The sequence below is a fragment of the Aeromonas sp. QDB56 genome (assembly GCF_027705505.1).
GTDB classification, from domain to species: Bacteria; Pseudomonadota; Gammaproteobacteria; order Enterobacterales; family Aeromonadaceae; genus Aeromonas; species Aeromonas caviae.
The window spans coordinates 1-20,144 of the sequence record NZ_JAPDBZ010000073.1 but is presented as its reverse complement, the minus strand read 5'-3'; the positions used below and the strand labels follow the sequence as shown (position 1 = coordinate 20,144).

Here is a 20,144-nt window from a genome sequence, read left to right as displayed (position 1 = left end):
TGGTGTGTTTGGAGACAGCCAGTTTACCAGCACCCTGTCTGTCAACTTCCACTTCCCCAAGATCCCGCGAAGAACCTGAAAAAAGCCGGTCAGTTGACCGGCTTGTAGGCATTCGGGGTGGCGTCACACGGTGAAGAACTTGAAGTTGACGAAGGCCACCGCGATGAAGGAGGCAACCATGCCGCTGATGCAGAGCACCGCAGGGCGGATGGCGGGCCAGCGATGGGCCAGCAGCACGATGGCCAGCAGGGTCGGATAGAGGCCGAACATGTAGCGGGGCATGGCGTTGAGTCCGGTCATCAGGGGGATGGTGCAGCAGATGAACATCAGGGTCGCTTCGGCCCAGCGTTTCTGGCTGAACAGGTAGCCATTCAGGCACCAGCCGAAGATCACCATGATGGAGAGATAGGCCTTGCGCCCCCCCAGCTCGAAGCCGCTCAGCCACCAGTCCAGTGGGCTGTCCATATAGCGGCCCCAGGCCACCTGGATGTGCTTGAAGGCCAGGGCATCCCCGGTGAGGTGATAGAGATAGACCATGTAGGAGAAGAGGCCGAGGGGAATGAGCCAGAGGGTGAACACCACCTTGAAGGCCCGCTCTGTGAAGCGGAAGAACTCGCGCCAGCCGTAGGCCTGCAGGGCCAGGATCAGCACCGGGAACACCATCATCACCCCCAGGTTGCGGGTGGCGGAGATGAAAATGCCGAGGAAGGCGACCATGAGCCACTGTTCGCGGTAGGCGAACAGGAACATTCCCAGCATCAAGGCCATGAACATGGGCTCGGTATAACCGGAGACGAAATAGGCAGAGAAGGGGGAGAAGGCCAGCAGCCAGACCCCGAAGCGGGCGGTGTCGTCCCCCAGCTTGAGCTGGCGCAGCACCAGCAGCATCAGGGGCAAGCTGATGAAGAAGGCGATGTTGGCCACCAGCATCAGGCCGATGAGGCTCTCCATGTCAAACAGGCTGGAGAGACCGCCGGCCAGCATGGGATAGAGGGGCATGAAGGCCCAGTTCGCCGCATTGCCCTTGCTCAACCAGCGTGGATAGAGGTCGTAACCATTCTCGATGATGCGCTGGAACCAGACGCAGTCGAACTGGCAGTAGGCCTGCAGCGGCCCGATGTCGGTGGCGCCATAGAGCTGGACGCCGAAATAGCCCATGCCATAGAGCGCCACCCGGCTCAGCACAAAGGCGGCGACAATCATCAGCCAGTCGCGGCCGCTGATGCGCAGTGACGGGCGATAGGGGAGTGCAGCCCCGGTTGACGGGGCGGTATTGGTCATATCATTCATCAGGCAAAAACCCAGATACGGGAGAGAACGTAGGTGAGCATGGTGACGGTCAGGGTGGCGATCACCACCGGCAACAGACCGGAAAGACCCGCAAACAGCAAACCGCTCAGGATGAGGTTACGCACCGCCAGAGAGAAGAGGGCAACCAGCAGGAACTTGCTGGCGGCACCTTGTTTCTGGAAGGTGATGTAGCGATGGCCGAAGAACGAGAACCAGAACGCCACGGCAAAGGCCAGGGTCGTGACCAGGTGCTCGGAGATGGCCGGCCAGGTATGAAACAGGGCGATGGAGGTACCCAGATCGACGAGGGTGGCCCCCCCGCCGACAAAACCGAAGCGAACCAGCCGCCAGAATTCCTCGCGGGAGATCATTGAGACGCCTGCTCCTGCTGATCATCAGCGGCTTTCGCGGCGGCCTTCTTGCCAGCGATCTTCTTGCTGGTGGTGGGCACTTCCTGCTTCTGCTCTTCATCCTGTTTGGCGTACTGGCCGTAGACCCCTTCGATGAGGTAGACGGGGCGCTGTTTCACCTCGACGAACATGCGGCCGATGTACTCGCCGATGATGCCCAGCGACAGCAGCTGGATGCCGCCGAGGAACAGCATAACCGACATCAGGGAGGCGTAACCGGGCACGTCGATGCCGAAGAAGAGCACCTGGGTGATGATCTTGAGGATATAGAGGAAGGCGATGAAGGAGACACCGACCCCGATGTAGCTCCACACCCGCAGCGGCCAGCTGGAGAAGCTCATCAGGCCGTCAAGGGCGAAGTTCCACAGCTTCCAGTAGTTGAACTTGGTTTCGCCGGCATGGCGGGCCGGGCGCTCGTAGGGAACGCCGACGGCGCGAAAACCGGCCCAGGCGAACAGCCCCTTCATGAAGCGGTTGCGCTCCGGCAACTGCTTGATGGCCTCGACCACCTTGCGATCGATGAGGCGGAAGTCACCGGCGTTCTCCGGCAGCTTGGTGCTGGTGGAGAGGGCGTTGAAGAAGCGGTAGAAGCCACCGGCGGTGAGGCGTTTCATCGGGGTGTCGGCGCTGCGATCCACCCGGATGCCGTAGACGGTGTCATAGTCGCCGGTCTGCCACAGCTTGACGAACTCCAGAATGAGAGAGGGGGGATCCTGCAGGTCCACGTCCATGGGGACGATGGCGTCGCCCTTGGCCTGGTGCAGGCCGGCGGTCATGGCCGCTTCCTTGCCGAAGTTGCGGGCCAGGTTGACCAGGGTCACACGGGGATCCCGGGCGATGGCCTGCTCGACCACCTCACGGGTGCGGTCACGGCTGCCATCGTTGACGAACACGATTTCAAGCTGGTCTTTGAGCGGGGCCAGTTCGGTATCTATCGCGCTGATGAAGGCGTCTATGCTCTCTTCCTCGTTGTAAACGGGAACGACCAGAGAGAGTCGAAAATCGGCACGGGACATGGGAACTTCCTTATTGAAAGAATTATTTTACGGAACAGATACTTGGGGCATTCCGCTTCACTGAGCCACGGTCAGTCGCACGGACTGGACGTTGAGCGGTGTCGGGGCGGAGAGCGCCAGGAAGTTGGGACGCTTGGGATCGGCGGTCAGGGAGTCGCCCGGCAGGCTGAGGCGGATCTCGTTGATGCCCGCCTTGGCCAGCTTGACCGTGGTGGTGAAATCATGACCCAGCGCCACCTTGAGCAGGGCGCCAGCCTGGGGGCTGTTGATCCTGGCCTGGATGGTGAGCTGCTCAGGCTGGGCCTGCTGCTTGGGCAGCACGAAATAGAGACCGCCCTGACCGCTCAGCTCGGTACCTTGCTCGCTGGGCTTCTTGGCCCAGCCTTCGCTTGAGAGGAAGCGGCTCGGCTTGGTCAGGTTGAGTTCGTTGCCGGGCTGGTAGGTCATGCTGGAGTTGTGCTCCCAGAAACGGGTCTTGCCTTCCAGGTAATAGAGCTTGTAAGCCAGGCTCACGTTGGGGTGAGCGGCCAGATAGAGGGTATAAAGGTAGAAACCGCTCAGTGCCAGGATGGCAGCCAGAAAACCGAACTTTTTGTAGGTCATATTACTCACTCGACGCCCGACAGATTGATAGGCAGATTTCGCGCATATGCTAATCCAATTGCAAAAAAAGCATAGTGGATCACAAAAATATATTTGCTCACATATTAACCCTCAATCACCCTGCTTACCAAGGGGCTTTGGGGTCGTTTGCTTCCTCTTCTTGATTGTGGCTTTTTCGGCGCCAACCTGTCTGCCGCCACCTGGGGCGCATCAGGCAAACGGCTGATATTGTGCTTTGTTGTGGCAGGATCTGTCGCCATTTCACCCGGGCAGAATTAAGATGGCCTGTCCCGTCGTCAAGGATGACCCATGAGACTCTTCTCTCTGTGTGTGCTCTGCTGTCTGCCCCTCCAACCGTTGTGGGCGCAATCGTTCTGCTCCTCCCCTCTTCGCGTCGGTTTCGATGACTGGCCCCCATACCACTATTACCAGCAAGAGGGAGCTCGTCGGGAACTGCGTGGATTTGCGGTCGACTACCTCAATGCCGTGTCGAATCGGCTGGGTTGTCGTCTGGTCTATGTGGAGCGTCCCTGGAAGCGGGGGTTGCACGATCTTGAGCGGGGTCGGCTGGACATCGTGATGGAGGCGTATTTTGCTGATGAGAGGGCGCGTTATGCCTGGTTCTCCATCCCCTACAACCCGGGCCGGACATCGCTCTGGGTACGCAAATCCGGTACCGGTGAGGAGTCGGATCTGGCGAGCTGGCTGGCCCACGGGCATCGCCTCGGTGTGACTAGGGACTACTATTACGGCCCGGAAATCACCAAGGTTCTGCAGCGATACCGCAACCAGGTGAGCGAGGTCAACGATGTGCAAAACTATCGCAAGCTGCTGCTTGGGCGGATAGACGGTTTTCTCGGGGATAGTCTGGCCACGCCCTGGGGTCTGAAGAGAGAGGGGCTGTCGGACGCGGTCGTCCCCCACACCATGGCGATCCATGAGACGCCCACCTTTTTCATGTTGAGCAAGAAGACCCTGTCCGGGGAATTCGTAGCGCGGTTCAACGAGGCGATAGTGGCCGTCGGTGACAGCGGGGAGCAGGAACTCATCTGGCGTCGTTACACCTCCGTCCGCTAGCAAAGTCGCCAGCATTCACGCATCATGGGGACCTGACCGTCGCGCCTGACAGGCCGAAATGAACCGATTTGAGGCAAGCGTGGTAAGAAGCATGGGTAAGAAGTATTGGTTGGCATTGGCGAATCTCATCTGGCTGGGCTGCTGGCCGGCCAGCATGGTTCATGCCAGCACGGAACAGGCGGTAGTGGCCAGTCCCAGCATCCAGCATGACTGGTATCAGAACGAGGTGGCCGAGCAGGCTCGTCATGAGCTTGAACAGCAGTTGCAGGAAGCGGTGTTGGCCCAGCTGCATCCGGATTTCTACCGCCTCTGGCAGCAGTTGCAAAAGACCCCGGCGGATCGGCGCGGTGCCCTCTACGATGAGGCCTTTGGCAAGCTGGCCCGGTTCCAGCAGGCCTGGCGAGGGATGGATCTGGTCGCGCGCGAACAGATGCAGACCCTCAAGCTGGATCTGAACCGCCCCCTGGTCCATGCTCCCCAGGGAGACAATCTGCTGGAGCAGGTCAGGCAACTCAGGCCACAGGTGGCGGAATACGACGCCGTGCGCGAAGAAGTGCGCAAGCTGCTGGCGATGCCCATGGCCAAGCACTGGCCCACCCTCTCCATGCCGACCCTGAGGGCGGGGGAGAGCTCGACCGAGCTCGGCCAGATCCGCTCCATCCTGAACGAACTGGGGGACAGTGCCCCGACTCACCAGGACAGCCTCTACGATCCCGAGACCGAACAGGCCATCAAGCAGTTCCAGCGCCGCCACGGCCTGACCGCCGACGGCATCATCGGCCGTCAGACCCGCAGCTGGCTCAATACCGGCCCCGAGGTGCGCGCCAGCCTGCTGGTTCGCAACCTGTGGCGCCGTGATCTGGTGGATCACCTTGCCGGTCGCTATGTGCTGGTCAACATCCCGGACTACCGCCTGAGCGTGGTGGAGTCTGGCAGCGAGGTCTTCACCAGTCGGGTCATCGTCGGCAAGGAGCAGCGGGCAACCCCCATCCTCGCCAGCGAGATCCGCTCCATCGTGCTGAACCCGGCCTGGCACGTGCCGCGCTCCATCCTGAGCAAGGACATTCTGCCCAAGCTCGGGCGCGATCCTGCCTACCTGGATCGCGAACAGTTCGAGGTGATCGACGGCGAGGGCAATCCGGTGCAGTTCAGCGAAGATGGCTGGCACCATGCGCTGGCCTCGGGTTTCCCTTACCGGTTGCGGCAAAAGCCGGGGGATCACAATGCCCTGGGTCGCTACAAGTTCTATCTGCCCAACAACGATGCCATCTATCTCCACTCCACCCCGCGCAAGGCGCTGTTCGAGCAGGGGGCCCGTGCCTTCAGCTCGGGTTGCATCCGGGTGGAACACGCCGACGATCTGGCAGAGTTGCTGCTGGCGGACTCCCGCTATCAGCCGGACAAGGTGGCCAGCATCCTGAAAGAGACCCAGACCAAGTGGCTGCCCCTGAGCAACCCTATCCCGGTGTTTACCGTCTACTGGAGCAGCTGGATTGATGAAGAGGGACGTCAGCAACTGCGCAACGATATCTACGGATTCGACAGAGTCAGCTATCAAAGCCGCTTGCTGTGATCCTCGCCACAGAGTGAAAAGCCCGGCCCGTGCCGCAATGCTGTTCAGATAAGCACTTTTTTGACTGATTATTCATAAATTGGATTTGAGTTGAGGGGGCAAGGCTGTGTCCAGTCGATCTTCCTCCAGCCTTTATCCAGCGGGGCTTGCAATAGAAAGAGGGAGGCATCATGCCTCCCTCGCTTTTTTGTCCTGATACTACGTGGACTGGAACTCAAATTCTCTTAAGTGAACAGCATTGCGGCCCGTGCCGGGCTTTTTCATGGGTGAATGGGGTTTGACAGCGCTTTTTCTGGCAGGTAGTTTCGGCCCTTGTATCAAATTCATTCACCTGTGTGACTTCACCATGAGATGGACGGACAACGGATGCTGGGACAAGAGATAAGCCGACGCCGTCTGCTGCTGGGGGCGGGTTGCCTGATGGGGACCAGCTTGCTGTCGTTCCCTGCGCTGGCGAGCCGCAGCACTTTGGGACGGGAACTGAGTTTCTTCAACCTCAATACCGGCGAGCGGGTACGCGCCAGTTATTGGGAAGATGGCCACTATTTGAGCGACGGGCTGGCGGAGCTCAACCATATTTTCCGTGACTACCGTCGCAACGAAGTGTTCAACATCGACAGAAAGCTGTTCGATCAGCTCTTTCTGCTGCAACACAAGTTGGGACGCCACGGCGAAATCCAGCTCATCTCGGGTTATCGCTCCCCGACCACCAATCAGCAGAAGCGGCGCAAGAGTCGCGGCGTCGCCAAGCACAGCTACCACACCCTGGGGCAGGCGGTTGACGTGCGCATCCCCGGCGTGCAATTGGCACACCTGCGCAAGGCCGCCCTGAACCTCAAGGTGGGCGGTGTGGGTTATTACCCTTCCGACAACTTCGTGCACCTGGATACGGGCCCCATTCGCAGCTGGTGAGTCGGGATTTCCTCAAGGGTTGAGTGCCGATTGTGTCTTTTTGCCGCTGGCATTGAGGGGGACCAAGCTGCTAGGCTCTGGACTCCAGCCAGAGGAGAGAAAGATGAAGCAGATTGTGATCGGGGGGCTCATCGCCCTGTTGTTGACTGGTTGCGGCAAGCTCAACCGCGAGAGCTACGACAAGCTGAAAGTCGGGATGAGCTATGCCGAAGCGAGTGCCATCCTCGGCAAGGCCGAGCGTTGCGACGATGCTCTCGGCACCACGAGCTGTGTCTGGGGAGGGGAAGGCAAGAACATCAAGGTGCGTTTCATCGCCGACAAGGCGACCTTCTTCAGCTCGGAAGGGATCAACTGACCCTTTACTCTCTTGCCGATGCCCAACAAAAAAGCGCCGTATGGCGCTTTTTTGTTGCTCGTTATCCGTGCGATATGGCCAGGAACTGGCGTGTTCAATGGGTGGCATACTGATAGTTGAAGGTGGGCAGTCCCCACTTGAAGCGTACCGCCAGGAGCCGCAGCACGAAGCCGATGCCGATGGCACCGAAAGCGGCCCAGTCGTTGGGCAGCCCATGGTGCAGCGCAAAGCAGTAGAGCGCGGCGGTGATCAGCGAGACGGCAGCATAGAGCTCGCGCTTGAACACCAGCGGGATACGCTGGCACAGCAAGTCCCGCAGTACCCCCCCGAACACGCCGGTCACCACGGCCATGATGCAGGCGATGCCGGCCCCGTGGCCCATCTCGAGCGCCCGGGCAGCCCCGAAGATGGAGAAGACCACGAGCCCCAGGGCATCGAGCGCCAGGAACAGCTTGCCAAGGTAGCGCATCAGCGGGGCCGAGATGACCCCGGCCATGGCGGCGCCCGCCACCAGCAGCACGTATTCGGGGTGCTCGACCCAGAGCAGGGGATAGTGGCCCAGCAGCACATCCCGAATGGTACCGCCACCGATGGCCGTCGCCGAGGCGATGATCACGACGCCAAACAGATCCATCCGTCGCCGACCCGCTGCCAGCGCGCCAGTCATCCCTTCGGCCACCAGGCCGAGCAAGAAGAGTGCATGTAACATGAGATATCCCAGGGTGCGAGAAAGCCCCGCATCCTAACAATCCTGCGCTGGGGCGACAAGCTATCTTGGTTATGCATTAGATTAAGTAATGAAAAGGGGGCTTTCGCCCCCTCTTTTGATCATGATGACGCGGTTCAGCGTCCAAGTTGCTCGCTGCGGTATTGGTCCACCCACATGGCGGTGGCGCCACAGATGGCCACCGGCATCACGAAGAGATTCACCACCGGGATGGCGGAGAAGAGGGTCACCAGGGCGCCGAAGCTCAGGCACTTTCCACGACGCTGCTTGAGGGCGTCGCGCATGGTGATGAAGCCGATCTTGTGGTTGTCGAACGGATAATCGACATACTGGATCGCCATCATCCAGGCGCTGAGCAGGAACCAGAGCACGGGTGCCAGGGTCTGGCCCACTACCGGGATCAGGAAGAGGATCAGGCAGCCGATGGCCTTGGGCAGATAGTATTTCAGCTTGGTCCATTCGCGGCCGAAGGTACGGGGCACGTCTTTCACCACATCCAGCATGCCGGTGTCATTCATGGCTTCACCGGTGAGGATCTGTTCCACCTTCTCTGCCAGCAGGCCGTTGAAAGGGGCTGCTATCCAGTTGGCCACCGAACTGAAGATGAAGGAGAAGACCACCAGTATGGTGATGAGGGCGATGGGCCAGAGCAGGTAATCAAGCCAGGAGAGCCAGCTCGGGATCTGCTGGTGCAGCCAGGCGAATAGGCCGTCCAGTTGTAGCAACAGGGCGTAGAAGGCACCGGCAAAGAGCACGAAGTTGACCAGCAGGGGGATCAGCACGAAGGTGCGGATGCCGGGCTGGCGAATGAGTGAGAAGCCGCGCAGGAAGTAGTCTGCACCGCTGACCGAATCTTTGACCATGTGGGGTGATTGGCTCATGTGAGCTCCATCAGTGAATGGGGAAAGTGCCAGCATATTACAAACAAGCCTTTGATTTGGTAAAGTCGCCTGCCCGCCTCCTCTTTATTTCGTTACCCACATAGGCCGCCATGCGTCTGAAATTGATCAAACTCGCCGGTTTCAAGTCGTTTGTCGAGCCGACCCGCATCGAACTCAACGCCGACATGACCGCCGTGGTGGGCCCCAACGGCTGCGGCAAATCCAACGTCATCGACGCCGTGCGCTGGGTGCTGGGGGAGAGCTCCGCCCGCCATCTGCGCGGCGAGAACATGACCGACGTCATCTTCAACGGCTCCATCAACCGCAGCGCCCATGGCCGCGCCTCGGTGGAGCTGGTGTTCGACAATCCCCACAACCGGGTACCCGGCGAGTTCGGCCGCTTTACCGAGATCTCGGTGCGCCGCGAAGTGCTGCGCGACGGCTCCAATCACTACCAGATCAACGGCCAGAAGTGCCGCCGCAAGGATGTGACCGACCTCTTCCTCGGCACCGGCCTTGGGCCCCGCAGTTACGCCATCATCGAACAGGGCACCGTCAGCCGGCTGGTGGAGTCCCGCCCCGCCGATCTCAAGCTGTTCATGGAAGAGGCCGCCGGAGTCTCCCGCTACAAGGAGCGGCGCCGGGAGACCGAGCAGCGCATCCGCCATACCCAGGAGAACCTGGAACGCCTTGGCGACATCCGCGGCGAACTGGGCTCACGCCTCGAGCACCTCAAGGCCCAGGCCGAGACCGCCGAGCGCTACAAGCAGCTCAAGAGTCGCAGTCGCGCGGCCCGCAGCGAACTGATCGGCTCGGAACTGTGGGCGCTGGAGACGCGTCTTGGCGAAGCCAAGACCGAACTGGCCCAGACTGAACAGGCGCTGGCGGCCCTCGATGCCAAGCGCACCGCAGACGAAGGACGCCACGTCGCTCTGTCGGTGGCCCGCCAGGAGGCGCAGGCCGAGCAGGCCAGCCGCCAGCAACAGATTTTTCTCGGCGGGCAAGCCATCGCCCGCCTCGAGCAGCAGCAATTGCACCAGAACGAACTCGGTCGTGACTGGCAGGCGAGGCGGCAGTCCCTCGGCGAGCGTATCGACGGTCTCAAGGCCCAGTTGGCCGGCCAGCTGGAGCAACTGGGCGACAGCGCGTTGCAGGGGGAGGTGGCGTCGGCGCGCCTCGAGCAGTGTGAGCAGTTGCTCACCGACCAGCAGAGCGTGCGTGCGGTAGCGGGCGATCGGCTCGAGCAGGCGCGCCAGCGTCAGCAGCAGTGGCAGCAGCAGCTGGGCCAGTTGCAGGGGCGGCTCAACCAGACCCGCGCCGAGGTGAATGGCCTGCAGGAGCTGCAGGCCAAGACCCGGCTTGCCCGCCTCAAGCTGGAAGACGAACAGGCCGGGCCCCTTGGCGGGGAGGGGGAGAACCTGCAACCGGCGCTCGATGCCCTGGCGGCGGAACTCTCGCTCTCCCGCGCCCGCCATGAGGAAGCCGATGCAGCGTGGCAGGCCGGTGTGTCGCGCCATGAAGCACTCAAGGCAGAGCAGGGTCGCCAGCAGGGCCTGCTGCGCGAGCTGGAGGCGCGCCTCGCCACCCTGGATCAGATCCTGGGGGAGCAGATGGCGGGCGCGACCCTGGCGGATCGGTTGCAGGTTCCCCCCGAGTGGGCCCGGGGGCTGGACAAGGTGCTCGGCCGCTGGCTCACCGCAATCCCGGCGGACGAGTGCAACCTGGCGCAACCCGGACTCTGGATTGGCCCGGCCCAGCCAGCCAGGGCCGGTACCCTGGCGGCGCAACTGGGGGGCGAGCACATTCCGGCTTTCCTCAATGCCATCTGGCTGGCAGAGAGCAGGGAGGAGGCGCTGTCCCGCCTGCACAGCCTCTCTGCCGGTGAGTCGCTGCTCACTCCCGCCGGCGACTGGTTCGGCCCCAACTGGGCGGATCTGGGGGAGGGCATGGCCCTCGGTACGCTGGCGCTGCTCGGTGAGCGTGAGCGGCTGCACACCGAGCTGGCCGCGGGTCGGGAGGCGCTGCACAGACTCGACGAGCAGCTTGCCGCCGCCGATGCAGCGCGGGCCCAGCTGCACAGTGCCTATGAGCTGGCTCAGCACACCCTGCGCGAGCAGGAGCTGCGGTGGCAGCAACTGCGCGAAGCCTGGAGTCTGCGCGAGGGGCAGCGCCAGGAGCGCTTGCAGCGCCTGGGCCAGCTGGGGGAAGAGCTGGCCCGGCTCGACAAGGAGCAGGCTGAGGAGGCGCAGCGGCTGGCGTCGGCCGGGGAGCGGCTTGAGCAGGATGAAGCGGCCCTTGGCGAGCTGCAGGAGCAGGGGGAGGTACTCGCCGAGGCGCTGCTGCTCGCCCAGGAGCAGGTGAGCGGGGCGGAGCGGGCGCTGGAAGAGGTGCGCCTTCGCCGGGAGCAGCAGCAGGCGGCCTGCCAGCGGTTGCAACTGGAACAGCAGAACCAGCGCCAGCTCATCACGCTGCGCGAGCAGGAGCTGGCCCGTCTCGGCCTGGAGCTGGCGGAACTCAAGGAGCCAGGGGCCGCTCCGAGTCAGGATCTGTCGCCCCTGCTGGTCGAACAGCGCAATCTTGAGGCGCAGCAACTGGCCTGTCACCAACGGCTCGCAGAGCTGGATCGTCAGCTGACCGAGCTGGAGCAGGCCAGAAGCACCGATCACAAGCAACTGGTGAAAATTCAGGAGAAGCTGGCGACCCTGCGGCTCGAGCGCGAGCGCAACCTGACGCGCCGGCAGGGACTGCACGAGCAGTTCGAAGAGCTGGGCGTGCGCCTGGTGGACCTCGATCAGGCGGTGCTGATTGCCGCTGATCGCGGCAAGCTGCGCCAGGAGATCCAGACGCTGGAGGCGCAGGTGGAGGCGCTTGGCGCCATCAACCTGGCGGCACTGGAGGAGTATGAGGAGGCGAAAACCCGTTCAAGCTACCTGGAAAATCAGTGCCAGGATCTGGAGCAGGCCCTCGACACCTTGAGCCAAGCCATTAAAAGAATTGATAAAGAAACACAAATACGCTTCCGCGACACTTTCGATAAGGTCAATGAAGATTTAAAATCCCTGTTCCCAAAAGTGTTCGGGGGGGGCAGTGCCTGGCTTGAGCTGACCTCGGATGATCTTTTGGAGGCCGGAGTGAGCATCATGGCAAGACCTCCGGGCAAGAAGAATGCTACCATTGCCCTGCTTTCCGGGGGGGAGAAGGCGTTAACCGCCCTTGCGCTGGTTTTCGCCATCTTCAGACTCAATCCAGCACCATTTTGTCTGCTGGATGAGGTGGATGCACCGCTCGATGAAGTGAACGTCGGTCGCTTCTGTTCTCTTGTCAAAGAGATGTCGAGCACAGTACAGTTCGTTTACATCAGTCATAATAAGGTCTCCATGGAGATGGCCGAGCAGCTGGTTGGCGTCACGATGCAAGAGCCCGGGGTTTCGCGCATAGTGTCGGTCGATATCGGTGAAGCCGTCGCTTTGGCTGAGCAAAACTAGAAAGAGAAGCAGCTAATGCAGGAATTGCGTTACATCTTGGTTGCCCTGGGCGGTATTGCCATCGCGGCATTGCTCATTCACGGGTTGTGGAGCAACAGAAAGAATCGTCAGGCACCGATCAAGGAGAAACCTCTGGGTCGGATGGAGTCCAAGTCCCGTGAGCGTGACAACGACGCCTTCGACAGCGATGGCATCGGTCAGGTGCGTGTGGTGAGCGGTGGCCGTCGTGCCGAGCCCAAACTGCGCAGCGACGAGGCCCGTCAGCCCGAACCCCGCCGTGTCGCCCCCGTTCCCGCCTTCGATGATGAAGATGACGACGCCGATCTGCCGCCTCCCGTGGTGCGCAAGCCTGCCGCTCGCCCTGTCCCCCCTCAGCCTGTGTATGAGGAAGAAGAGGACTATGACGAGCCGGTTGCCGCCCCTGTTGAAGAGGCCCCTGCCGTGCCGGTGCGCAAACCTGCACAGGTGATCCGCCGTACGCCGGTACACCGTTCCCGTCCGCAGCGCGAGCCCATGATGCAGCCGCTGGACGAAGAGCCGCTGGTGGAGCCGGCCTATGCCCAGGCGCCGACCTTCGGTGCACGCGAGCCGGCACCGGTTGCCCAGCAGGCTCCCCGCTACGCCCAGCCGGCTTATGAAGAACCCGCTTACGATGACGAGCCAGCCTATGAAGAGCCGGTTCACGCAGCCGAGCCAGAACCCGCTCCGGCCCCGGTCGAGAAGATCTGGCAGGATGTCTATGTCATCAACCTGATGGCCCGTCCCGGCCACGATCTGCAAGGTGCGACTCTGCTCTCTTCCCTTCTGGCGCTGGGCTTCAAGTTTGGCGAGATGGACATCTTCCACCGTCACGAAGATCTGGGCGGCAAGGGGGAGGTGCTCTTCTCCATGATCAACATGGTCAAGCCGGGTACCTTCAACCCCTATCGCATGGAGCAGTTCAGCACCCCGGGTGTGTCCCTCTTCATGCAACTGCCCCTTCGCAGCAATGCCGCCTTCGCCTTCGAGCACATGTTGCAGGCCGCGGATCAGCTCGCGAGCGATCTCGATGCCATGCTGACCGACGCCTCGCGCAGTCCCCTCAGCGACGACGACATCGCCCGCTACCGTCACGAGCTGGCGGCCTACGAGGCCAGCCGCGACTGATGCGCCATGGGGCTTGAATAATGAAAAGTGCGGTACCCCGGTGCCGCATTTTTGTTTCTGCCCCAGACTGAATGTTCCATCACACTTCGAGACTTTTTCATGAGCGATATCCTCTCCCGCCACCGTCAACTGTGTGAGCTGCTGACCGAGTACGGCCATCAGTACTATGTGCTGGACAACCCCACGGTGCCGGACGCCGAATACGATCGCCTGATGCGCGAGCTGATCGCGCTGGAGGCCGAGCATCCAGAGCTCAAAACCCCGGCCTCGCCGAGCGTGAGGGTGGGGGGCCAGCCGCTGACCGCCTTCAAGCAGGTACGCCACGAGATCCCCATGCTGAGTCTGGACAACGTCTTCAGCAGCGAGGAGTTGCAGGCGTTCGAGCAACGCATGGGTGATCGCCTCAAGCGGGAGGTGACTTTCACCTTCTGTTGCGAGCCCAAGCTCGACGGTCTGGCGGTGAGCCTGCTCTACGTGGATGGCCAGCTGGTACAGGCCGCCACTCGCGGGGACGGCACCACGGGGGAGGAGATCACCGAGAACGTGCGCACCATCAAGGCCATTCCTCTGACCCTGCGCGGCCAGGGGTGGCCGGCGCGGCTGGAGGTGCGTGGGGAGGTCTTCATGCCCAAGGCGGGGTTCGAGGCGATGAACCGCGATGCACTGGCGGCGGGGGAGAAGGTGTTCGTCAACCCGCGCAACGCCGCTGCCGGCAGCCTGCGCCAGCTCGATTCACGCATCACCGCCAGCCGCCCCCTCAGCTTCTATGCCTACGGCGTGGGAGTCGGTGGCGACGAGCTGGGGGAGTCTCACTTCGGTCGCCTCAATCAGCTCAAGGCCTGGGGTCTGCCGCTCAGCCCGGAAGTGAAGCTCAAAGAGGGTGCCGCCGGCTGCCAGGCGTTTCACGATGATATCCTGGTGCGCCGCGGGGATCTCCCCTACGAGATCGACGGCGTGGTCTACAAGGTGGATGACATCGCCCTGCAAGGGGAGCTCGGTTTCGTTGCCCGCGCGCCGCGCTGGGCCACTGCCCACAAGTTCCCGGCAGAAGAGGAGATGACGGCGCTTGAGAACGTCGAGTTCCAGGTGGGCCGCACCGGTGCCATCACCCCGGTGGCCAAGCTTAAGCCGGTGTTTGTCGGCGGCGTCACCGTTTCCAACGCTACCCTGCACAATGCGGACGAGATCGCGCGCCTTGGCGTCATGATCGGCGACACCGTGATCGTGCGCCGGGCCGGGGACGTGATCCCCCAGGTCGTGGCTGTGGTGGAGGCGCAGCGCCCGGCGGATGCCCGCGCGATCCTCTTCCCGACCGAGTGCCCGGTGTGCGGCTCGGCGGTGGAGCGGCTGGAAGGGGAGGCCGTGGCCCGCTGTTCCGGCGGTCTCTTCTGCGAGGCCCAGCGGGCGGCCGCCATCAAGCACTTCGCGGCGCGTCGCGCCATGGATGTGGATGGCCTTGGCGACAAGATAGTGGAGCAGCTGGTGGACAAGGGGCTGGTGAAGACCCCGGCGGACCTGTTCAGCCTCAACGCCATCCAGCTGGCCGGGCTCGATCGGATGGGGCAAAAATCGGCCCTCAACCTGGTGGCCGCCATCGATGCCGCCCGCAGCACCACCCTGCCCCGCTTCCTGTTTGCCCTGGGGATCCGCGAAGTAGGGGAGGCGACCGCCTTGAACCTCGCCAACCACTTCCTCACCCTGGATGCCCTGCGCGCCGCCTCGGTGGAGCAGTTGCTGGAAGTGGCCGACGTGGGAGACATAGTGGCCAAGCACGTCTACTACTTCCTGCGCCAGCCCCACAACATCGAAGTGCTCGACGCCCTGCTGGCCGCCGGTATCCATTGGCCGGTCATCGAGAAGAAAGAGGCAAGCGATCAGCCCTTTGCCGGCAAGACTTTCGTGCTGACCGGCACCCTCACCGCCTTGTCCCGCAACGACGCCAAGGCGGCGCTGCAGGCCCTGGGAGCCAAGGTGGCGGGCTCGGTGTCGGCCAAGACCGACGTGCTGGTGGCGGGGGAGGCGGCAGGCTCCAAGCTCGCCAAGGCCCAGGAGCTGGGGATCACCATCTGGACCGAAGCCGAGTTGCAGGCGGCCATTCAGCCCTGAGAATGCACGTTTGAGCAGACAAACCCGGCCCACTGGCCGGGTTTGTCGTTGGTGGGCTCACTCGATGTAGCTCACCTTGTCCTGCCAGGCATCGGGAGCCGTCAGGTGCCAGCGTGCCAGTTCGCTCTTGCTGAACAGGTATTCCCCGCGCAAGGCGGCGCGGGGGGAGAGGGCCCCCGGCGCCGTGCCCGCCAGTATGGCATTGGCCAGCTCGGCCGCCTTCTCTCCCTGGGTGCGACCATCGAGCACCAGGCCGCCTATGGTGCGGCCCGGCCCCACCGCAAACTCCCAGAAGCCGAACAGGGGCACCGTGTTGTGGGAGCTGGTCCACGCCAGCACCTGCTGCTCGTCCACATGCCTGCCCTGCTCGTCGATGAGGGTGTGATAGAGGCCGAGGAAGAGAGCCTGATAGCCGTTCTGCTGGCTGGTGAGCACCGCCTCCTGCCAGCGCCGGTAGTCGGTGAATTGCCGGCTGCTCACCCGGGTCTGGCCGACCCGCAGCTCGCTGCGGGCCTTGAACTCGTCCTCGACGGCGGTGCGGGACACCTCGCTCTCGTCAAACAGCACCAGCGCCTTGCTGATGCCGCCCATCAGCTGGCTCATCTCGCTGATGTTGCGCTTGAGCAGGGGGCGCTCCAGCACGCCGGTTATCAGGGGGTGGCCGACCAGCCCCTTGGGGCGCGGGTTCTCGTTCATGCCGAGAAACACCACAGGGGTGCCCAGGGCGGCGATGGGACGGGCGAGGGCGTTGATGGCGTTGTCATCGCCGAGCACTACCAGCGCCGGCTTGCGCGCCTGATAGGCCGCCATTCCCTGGCTGACGAGCCGCTCTGGATCCTGATGGGGTTGACGCTTGGTATCCAGATAGAGGTGGCTGATGTGGTGCTCCCCCTTGAGGTATTGCTGCAGGCCGGCGCTGTAGCTCTGATCCCACAGATTGGTCTGGTGGTAGCTGCTGATCACCAGGATCTCGGCGGCCAGCAGCTGGAGCGGGAAAAGGGCCAACAGGGGCAACACCTTGGTCACGTTCATCTTCCATGGGCAGAACACTGCACCCATTATGTGCGTTCCGGCTGCTGGTTGCCTCGGTCAATTGTTGCCAGATGGTGCCATCCTCCCCTGCGGCCTGCCATCGGGCGCCAGCCCGCCCCCCGTCTGGGATGCACAGAGATAGCCTCTTTTGGCGCTGGCTGTGAACTGCCCCACTCCTTCCAAAACCTGTTCTGGATCAAGAAACAGGGTACCGCTTTGGTGCCTAATAGACCCCACATATAGGGGTAAGCATAAAAAAAACACCCATATATAGTGTCATAAAGCTGTGCATAAGTGGTCGCCCTCTCAGTGTCAGCCCAGGTGTTTCAAGCCTTGGCTGACCTTGTTTGCGCCGGGGACGGGCGTGGAGAAGGGGACTCAACGAGGGTGAGCCGAGGGTGGCCACCAGGTCTTTCAATACGGGGAAAATCGATGAAACCGGTAGTGATCAAACGCGATGGATGTCGTGCACCATTCAATGGCCAACTGATTCGCGATGCGGTCAGCCGGGCGGCGGCAGCGGTCAATCAGGCCAGTCCGGCGCTGGCAGAGCGCATTGCCGCCGCTGTCAGCCAGGAGCTGGAGGGGCGAGGGGAGGTAGACATCCACGAGATCCAGAACCGGGTCGAGAACCACCTGATGGCCTCCGACGACAAGGCCATCGCCCGTGCCTACATCGAATACCGTCACGACCGGGATCAGGCCCGCGAGGCCCGGGGTCGCCTGGCCCAGGAGATCCGCGGCCTGGTGGAGCAGACCAACGCGGCCCTGCTCAACGAGAACGCCAACAAGGACTCCAAGGTGATCCCGACCCAGCGTGACCTGCTGGCGGGCATTGTCGCCAAGCATTACGCCATCAGTCACATGCTGCCCCGTGACGTGGTGCAGGCCCACGAGAGCGGCGACCTGCACTTCCACGATCTCGACTACTCACCCTTCTTCCCCATGTTCAACTGCATGCTGATCGATCTGCAGGGGATGCTGACTCACGGCTTCAAGATGGGCAACGCGGAGATAGACACTCCCAAATCCATCAGCACCGCCACTGCGGTAACCGCCCAGATCATCGCCCAGGTGGCGAGCCACATCTATGGCGGCACCACCATCAACCGCATCGACGAGGTGCTGGCACCCTATGTGACCATCAGCTGGCACAAGCATCGGGAGGTGGCCGAGGAGTGGGGGATCAGGGACGTGGATGCCTATGCCATGGCCCGCACCGAGAAGGAGTGCCACGACGCCTTCCAGTCCCTCGAATACGAGGTCAATACCCTGCACACCGCCAACGGTCAGACGCCGTTCGTCACCTTCGGCTTTGGCCTGGGGGACAGCTGGGAATCGCGCCTCATCCAGCGTGCCATCCTTGGCAACCGCATCGCCGGCCTTGGCAAGAACAGGAAGACCGCCGTCTTCCCGAAACTGGTGTTCGCCATCAAGGATGGCCTGAACCACAAGCAGGGGGATCCCAACTACGACATCAAGCAGCTGGCGCTGGAGTGCGCCTCCAAGCGGATGTACCCGGACATCCTCAACCACGACCAGGTGGTCAAAGTGACCGGCTCCTTCAAGACCCCCATGGGGTGCCGCTCCTTCCTCGGTGCCTACGAGGAGAATGGCGAGCTGGTCCACGAGGGGCGCAACAACTTGGGGGTCGTGAGCCTCAACTTGCCGCGCATTGCCCTGAAATCCCGCGATGAAGCGGACTTCTGGGACAAACTGGATGCCGCCCTGCGGGTGGCCAAGACAGCGCTCATGTACCGCATCAAGCGCCTGGACGGGGTCAAGGCCCGGGTCGCACCCATCCTCTACATGGAGGGGGCCTGCGGTGTGCGCCTCAAGGCTGATGACAACATCAGCGAGATCTTCAAACATGGCCGCGCCTCCATTTCGCTGGGTTACATCGGGGTACACGAGACCATCAACGCCCTCTATGGCACCGACGTCCACCTGTTCGACAGCGAGACCCTGCGCCAGAAGGCCATCGCCATCATCGCGCGGCTCAAGGCGGCCACCGACGAGTGGAAGGAGGAGACCGGCTACGGCTTCAGCCTCTACTCCACCCCGAGCGAGAACCTCTGCACCCGTTTCTGCCGCATCGATGCCAAGGAGTTTGGCGTGGTGGCCGGGGTGACCGACAAGGGCTACTACACCAACAGCTTCCACCTGGACGTGGAGAAGCAGGTGAACCCCTACGACAAGCTGGACTTCGAGGCGCCCTATCCGCCCATCGCCAGCGGCGGCTTCATCTGCTACGGCGAGTACCCCAACATCCAGCACAACCTGGAGGCGCTGGAGAACGTCTGGGACTACAGCTATGACAAGGTGCCCTATTACGGCACCAACACCCCCATCGACGAGTGCTACGACTGCGGCTTCACCGGCGAGTTCGAGTGCACCTCCAAGGGCTTCACCTGCCCGCATTGCGGCAACCACGACCCGGCCAAGGTGTCGGTGACCCGCCGGGTGTGCGGCTATCTCGGCAGCCCGGATGCGCGCCCCTTCAACGCGGGCAAGCAGGAAGAGGTCAAACGCCGCGTCAAGCATATGTAAGCGGGCAGACCCCACCCTAGCCCTCCCCTTGGCAGGGGAGGGGGCAAAGAAGCTCCTCCCCCTTTCGAAGGGGGAGGTTGGGAGGGGGTTGGCCGTTAACCCGGAGAACTCGAATGCACTACCACCAGTACTACCCGGTCGATGTGATCAACGGTCCCGGCACCCGCGCCACCTTGTTCGTGTCGGGTTGCGAGCACCAGTGCCCCGGTTGCTACAACCAGAGCACCTGGCGGCTCGATGGGGGCAAGCCGTTCGATGAGGCGATGAGCGATCGCATCATTCACGATCTCAACGACAGCCGCATCAAGCGGCGCGGACTGTCGCTCTCCGGCGGCGATCCGCTCCACCCCGCCAACGTGCCGCATGTGCTGGCGCTGGTGAAGCGGGTGCGGGCCGAGTGCCCGGGCAAGGACATCTGGTGCTGGACCGGCTATCTGCTGGCAGAGCTCAGCCCGGCCCAGCGCGAGCTGGTGGCCTTGCTGGACGTGCTGGTGGACGGCAAGTTTGAAAAAGAGCTGGCGGATCCCGGTCTGCTCTGGCGCGGCAGCAGCAATCAGATGGTTCACGACCTCAACGCCTGGCGGGAAGGAGGGGAGCGGATCCCCTGTCTGGTTTGCAGTTGAGGCCAGGGATGTTTATGGTTAGCCCATCCGAATCACGAGACATCTTTCATGAGGAACCATGAGATGAACAATCTGCTCAAGATCCTGCTGGCCATCTTTCTCCCCCCGGTCTGCGCCTTTATCCAGGTAGGCTTCAGCCTCCATTTCCTCATCAACATAGTGCTGACCCTGCTGGGCGGTCTGCCCGGCATGGTTCATGCCCTCTGGCTGGTGGTAAGCGACAAGCGCGCATGAGCCGTGAGAGATCACAAGGCCAGCCCTCCGGGGTTGGCTTTTTTTTTGGCGCTGTCCCAATTATGTGTTGGAAGGCTAATCTGGAAGTAGGTCATCACCGCGAGGACCTTCATCATGGATACGC

General features: G+C 62.3%; 17 protein-coding genes. 10 read left to right on the top strand and 7 right to left on the bottom strand.

Annotation, left to right across the window (positions count from 1 at the left end):
* Positions 1-123: 123 nt before the first annotated feature.
* Genes OKB81_RS12660 through OKB81_RS12645 form a run of 4 tightly spaced genes read right to left on the bottom strand, consistent with a single transcriptional unit; the run spans position 124 to position 3,319 of the window.
* The gene (locus OKB81_RS12660; protein WP_029313951.1) at positions 124-1,290 is read right to left on the bottom strand and encodes a membrane protein; all 1,167 of its coding nucleotides are present in this window, start codon (positions 1,288-1,290) and stop codon (positions 124-126) included.
* On the bottom strand, positions 1,290-1,661 hold the full coding sequence (locus OKB81_RS12655; RefSeq protein WP_103244440.1) for a GtrA family protein: 372 nt from the start codon (positions 1,659-1,661) through the stop codon (positions 1,290-1,292). The genes OKB81_RS12660 and OKB81_RS12655 overlap by 1 nt, the downstream gene beginning before the upstream one ends.
* Positions 1,658-2,716: a glycosyltransferase family 2 protein gene (locus tag OKB81_RS12650; RefSeq protein ID WP_103244441.1), complete on the bottom strand. Its 1,059-nt coding sequence runs from the start codon at positions 2,714-2,716 to the stop codon at positions 1,658-1,660. The genes OKB81_RS12655 and OKB81_RS12650 overlap by 4 nt, the downstream gene beginning before the upstream one ends.
* 57 nt (positions 2,717-2,773) lie before the next feature.
* Positions 2,774-3,319 carry a hypothetical protein gene (locus OKB81_RS12645; protein WP_010673441.1) on the bottom strand — a complete coding sequence of 182 codons (546 nt, stop codon included), beginning with the start codon at positions 3,317-3,319 and terminating at the stop codon, positions 2,774-2,776.
* Between the two features lie 309 nt (positions 3,320-3,628).
* Between OKB81_RS12645 and OKB81_RS12640 the strand changes: the two genes are divergently transcribed.
* The 4 genes from OKB81_RS12640 to OKB81_RS12625 all read left to right on the top strand — a co-directional run bounded on the left by OKB81_RS12640 (position 3,629) and on the right by OKB81_RS12625 (position 7,236).
* Positions 3,629-4,396: a substrate-binding periplasmic protein gene (locus tag OKB81_RS12640; RefSeq protein WP_069651724.1), complete on the top strand. Its 768-nt coding sequence runs from the start codon at positions 3,629-3,631 to the stop codon at positions 4,394-4,396.
* A gap of 91 nt (positions 4,397-4,487) precedes the next feature.
* Positions 4,488-5,969 (top strand): L,D-transpeptidase family protein, encoded by a 1,482-nt coding sequence (locus tag OKB81_RS12635; RefSeq protein ID WP_049636288.1) that lies wholly within the window; start codon positions 4,488-4,490, stop codon positions 5,967-5,969.
* 366 nt (positions 5,970-6,335) lie between these two features.
* Entirely contained in the window at positions 6,336-6,881 is a 546-nt protein-coding gene (locus OKB81_RS12630; protein ID WP_160838391.1) for a DUF882 domain-containing protein, read from the top strand.
* A 103-nt stretch (positions 6,882-6,984) separates the two neighbouring features.
* Positions 6,985-7,236, top strand: coding sequence for a hypothetical protein (locus OKB81_RS12625; protein ID WP_010673445.1), 252 nt, complete (start codon positions 6,985-6,987; stop codon positions 7,234-7,236).
* A gap of 94 nt (positions 7,237-7,330) precedes the next feature.
* Here the strand turns inward: OKB81_RS12625 and OKB81_RS12620 are convergent, their stop codons facing one another.
* Both OKB81_RS12620 and cysZ read right to left on the bottom strand, forming a co-directional pair.
* On the bottom strand, positions 7,331-7,945 hold the full coding sequence (locus tag OKB81_RS12620) for a trimeric intracellular cation channel family protein (RefSeq protein ID WP_010673446.1): 615 nt from the start codon (positions 7,943-7,945) through the stop codon (positions 7,331-7,333).
* A 134-nt stretch (positions 7,946-8,079) separates the two neighbouring features.
* Positions 8,080-8,844: a sulfate transporter CysZ gene (gene cysZ, locus OKB81_RS12615; RefSeq protein ID WP_010673447.1), complete on the bottom strand. Its 765-nt coding sequence runs from the start codon at positions 8,842-8,844 to the stop codon at positions 8,080-8,082.
* A gap of 110 nt (positions 8,845-8,954) precedes the next feature.
* Between cysZ and OKB81_RS12610 the strand changes: the two genes are divergently transcribed.
* The 3 genes from OKB81_RS12610 (at position 8,955) to ligA (ending at position 15,581) form a co-directional block, all read left to right on the top strand.
* On the top strand, positions 8,955-12,329 hold the full coding sequence (locus tag OKB81_RS12610) for an AAA family ATPase (RefSeq protein WP_160838387.1): 3,375 nt from the start codon (positions 8,955-8,957) through the stop codon (positions 12,327-12,329).
* 15 nt (positions 12,330-12,344) lie between these two features.
* Positions 12,345-13,475 carry a cell division protein ZipA gene (gene zipA / locus OKB81_RS12605; RefSeq protein ID WP_268427059.1) on the top strand — a complete coding sequence of 377 codons (1,131 nt, stop codon included), beginning with the start codon at positions 12,345-12,347 and terminating at the stop codon, positions 13,473-13,475.
* 99 nt (positions 13,476-13,574) lie between these two features.
* On the top strand, positions 13,575-15,581 hold the full coding sequence (ligA, locus tag OKB81_RS12600) for an NAD-dependent DNA ligase LigA (protein ID WP_160838383.1): 2,007 nt from the start codon (positions 13,575-13,577) through the stop codon (positions 15,579-15,581).
* Positions 15,582-15,638: 57 nt separating this feature from the next.
* Here the strand turns inward: ligA and OKB81_RS12595 are convergent, their stop codons facing one another.
* Positions 15,639-16,613 (bottom strand): ABC transporter substrate-binding protein, encoded by a 975-nt coding sequence (locus tag OKB81_RS12595; protein ID WP_160838393.1) that lies wholly within the window; start codon positions 16,611-16,613, stop codon positions 15,639-15,641.
* 432 nt (positions 16,614-17,045) lie between these two features.
* On the opposite strand from OKB81_RS12595, the gene nrdD reads away from it, so the two are divergent.
* The 3 genes from nrdD to OKB81_RS12580 all read left to right on the top strand — a co-directional run bounded on the left by nrdD (position 17,046) and on the right by OKB81_RS12580 (position 20,020).
* Positions 17,046-19,163 (top strand): anaerobic ribonucleoside-triphosphate reductase, encoded by a 2,118-nt coding sequence (nrdD, locus tag OKB81_RS12590; RefSeq protein WP_160838381.1) that lies wholly within the window; start codon positions 17,046-17,048, stop codon positions 19,161-19,163.
* Positions 19,164-19,276: 113 nt separating this feature from the next.
* Positions 19,277-19,786 (top strand): anaerobic ribonucleoside-triphosphate reductase-activating protein, encoded by a 510-nt coding sequence (gene nrdG / locus OKB81_RS12585; RefSeq protein WP_160838379.1) that lies wholly within the window; start codon positions 19,277-19,279, stop codon positions 19,784-19,786.
* 63 nt (positions 19,787-19,849) lie between these two features.
* On the top strand, positions 19,850-20,020 hold the full coding sequence (locus OKB81_RS12580) for a YqaE/Pmp3 family membrane protein (RefSeq protein ID WP_010673454.1): 171 nt from the start codon (positions 19,850-19,852) through the stop codon (positions 20,018-20,020).
* Positions 20,021-20,144 lie beyond the last annotated feature (124 nt).

Coding starts and splice junctions, on each gene's coding strand:
- OKB81_RS12660 (WP_029313951.1), bottom strand. CDS start 1,290: ATGAATGATATGACCAATACCGCCCCGTCAACCGGGGCTGCACTCCCC.
- OKB81_RS12655 (WP_103244440.1), bottom strand. CDS start 1,661: ATGATCTCCCGCGAGGAATTCTGGCGGCTGGTTCGCTTCGGTTTTGTC.
- OKB81_RS12650 (WP_103244441.1), bottom strand. CDS start 2,716: ATGTCCCGTGCCGATTTTCGACTCTCTCTGGTCGTTCCCGTTTACAAC.
- OKB81_RS12645 (WP_010673441.1), bottom strand. CDS start 3,319: ATGACCTACAAAAAGTTCGGTTTTCTGGCTGCCATCCTGGCACTGAGC.
- OKB81_RS12640 (WP_069651724.1), top strand. CDS start 3,629: ATGAGACTCTTCTCTCTGTGTGTGCTCTGCTGTCTGCCCCTCCAACCG.
- OKB81_RS12635 (WP_049636288.1), top strand. CDS start 4,488: ATGGGTAAGAAGTATTGGTTGGCATTGGCGAATCTCATCTGGCTGGGC.
- OKB81_RS12630 (WP_160838391.1), top strand. CDS start 6,336: ATGCTGGGACAAGAGATAAGCCGACGCCGTCTGCTGCTGGGGGCGGGT.
- OKB81_RS12625 (WP_010673445.1), top strand. CDS start 6,985: ATGAAGCAGATTGTGATCGGGGGGCTCATCGCCCTGTTGTTGACTGGT.
- OKB81_RS12620 (WP_010673446.1), bottom strand. CDS start 7,945: ATGTTACATGCACTCTTCTTGCTCGGCCTGGTGGCCGAAGGGATGACT.
- cysZ (WP_010673447.1), bottom strand. CDS start 8,844: ATGAGCCAATCACCCCACATGGTCAAAGATTCGGTCAGCGGTGCAGAC.
- OKB81_RS12610 (WP_160838387.1), top strand. CDS start 8,955: ATGCGTCTGAAATTGATCAAACTCGCCGGTTTCAAGTCGTTTGTCGAG.
- zipA (WP_268427059.1), top strand. CDS start 12,345: ATGCAGGAATTGCGTTACATCTTGGTTGCCCTGGGCGGTATTGCCATC.
- ligA (WP_160838383.1), top strand. CDS start 13,575: ATGAGCGATATCCTCTCCCGCCACCGTCAACTGTGTGAGCTGCTGACC.
- OKB81_RS12595 (WP_160838393.1), bottom strand. CDS start 16,613: ATGAACGTGACCAAGGTGTTGCCCCTGTTGGCCCTTTTCCCGCTCCAG.
- nrdD (WP_160838381.1), top strand. CDS start 17,046: ATGAAACCGGTAGTGATCAAACGCGATGGATGTCGTGCACCATTCAAT.
- nrdG (WP_160838379.1), top strand. CDS start 19,277: ATGCACTACCACCAGTACTACCCGGTCGATGTGATCAACGGTCCCGGC.
- OKB81_RS12580 (WP_010673454.1), top strand. CDS start 19,850: ATGAACAATCTGCTCAAGATCCTGCTGGCCATCTTTCTCCCCCCGGTC.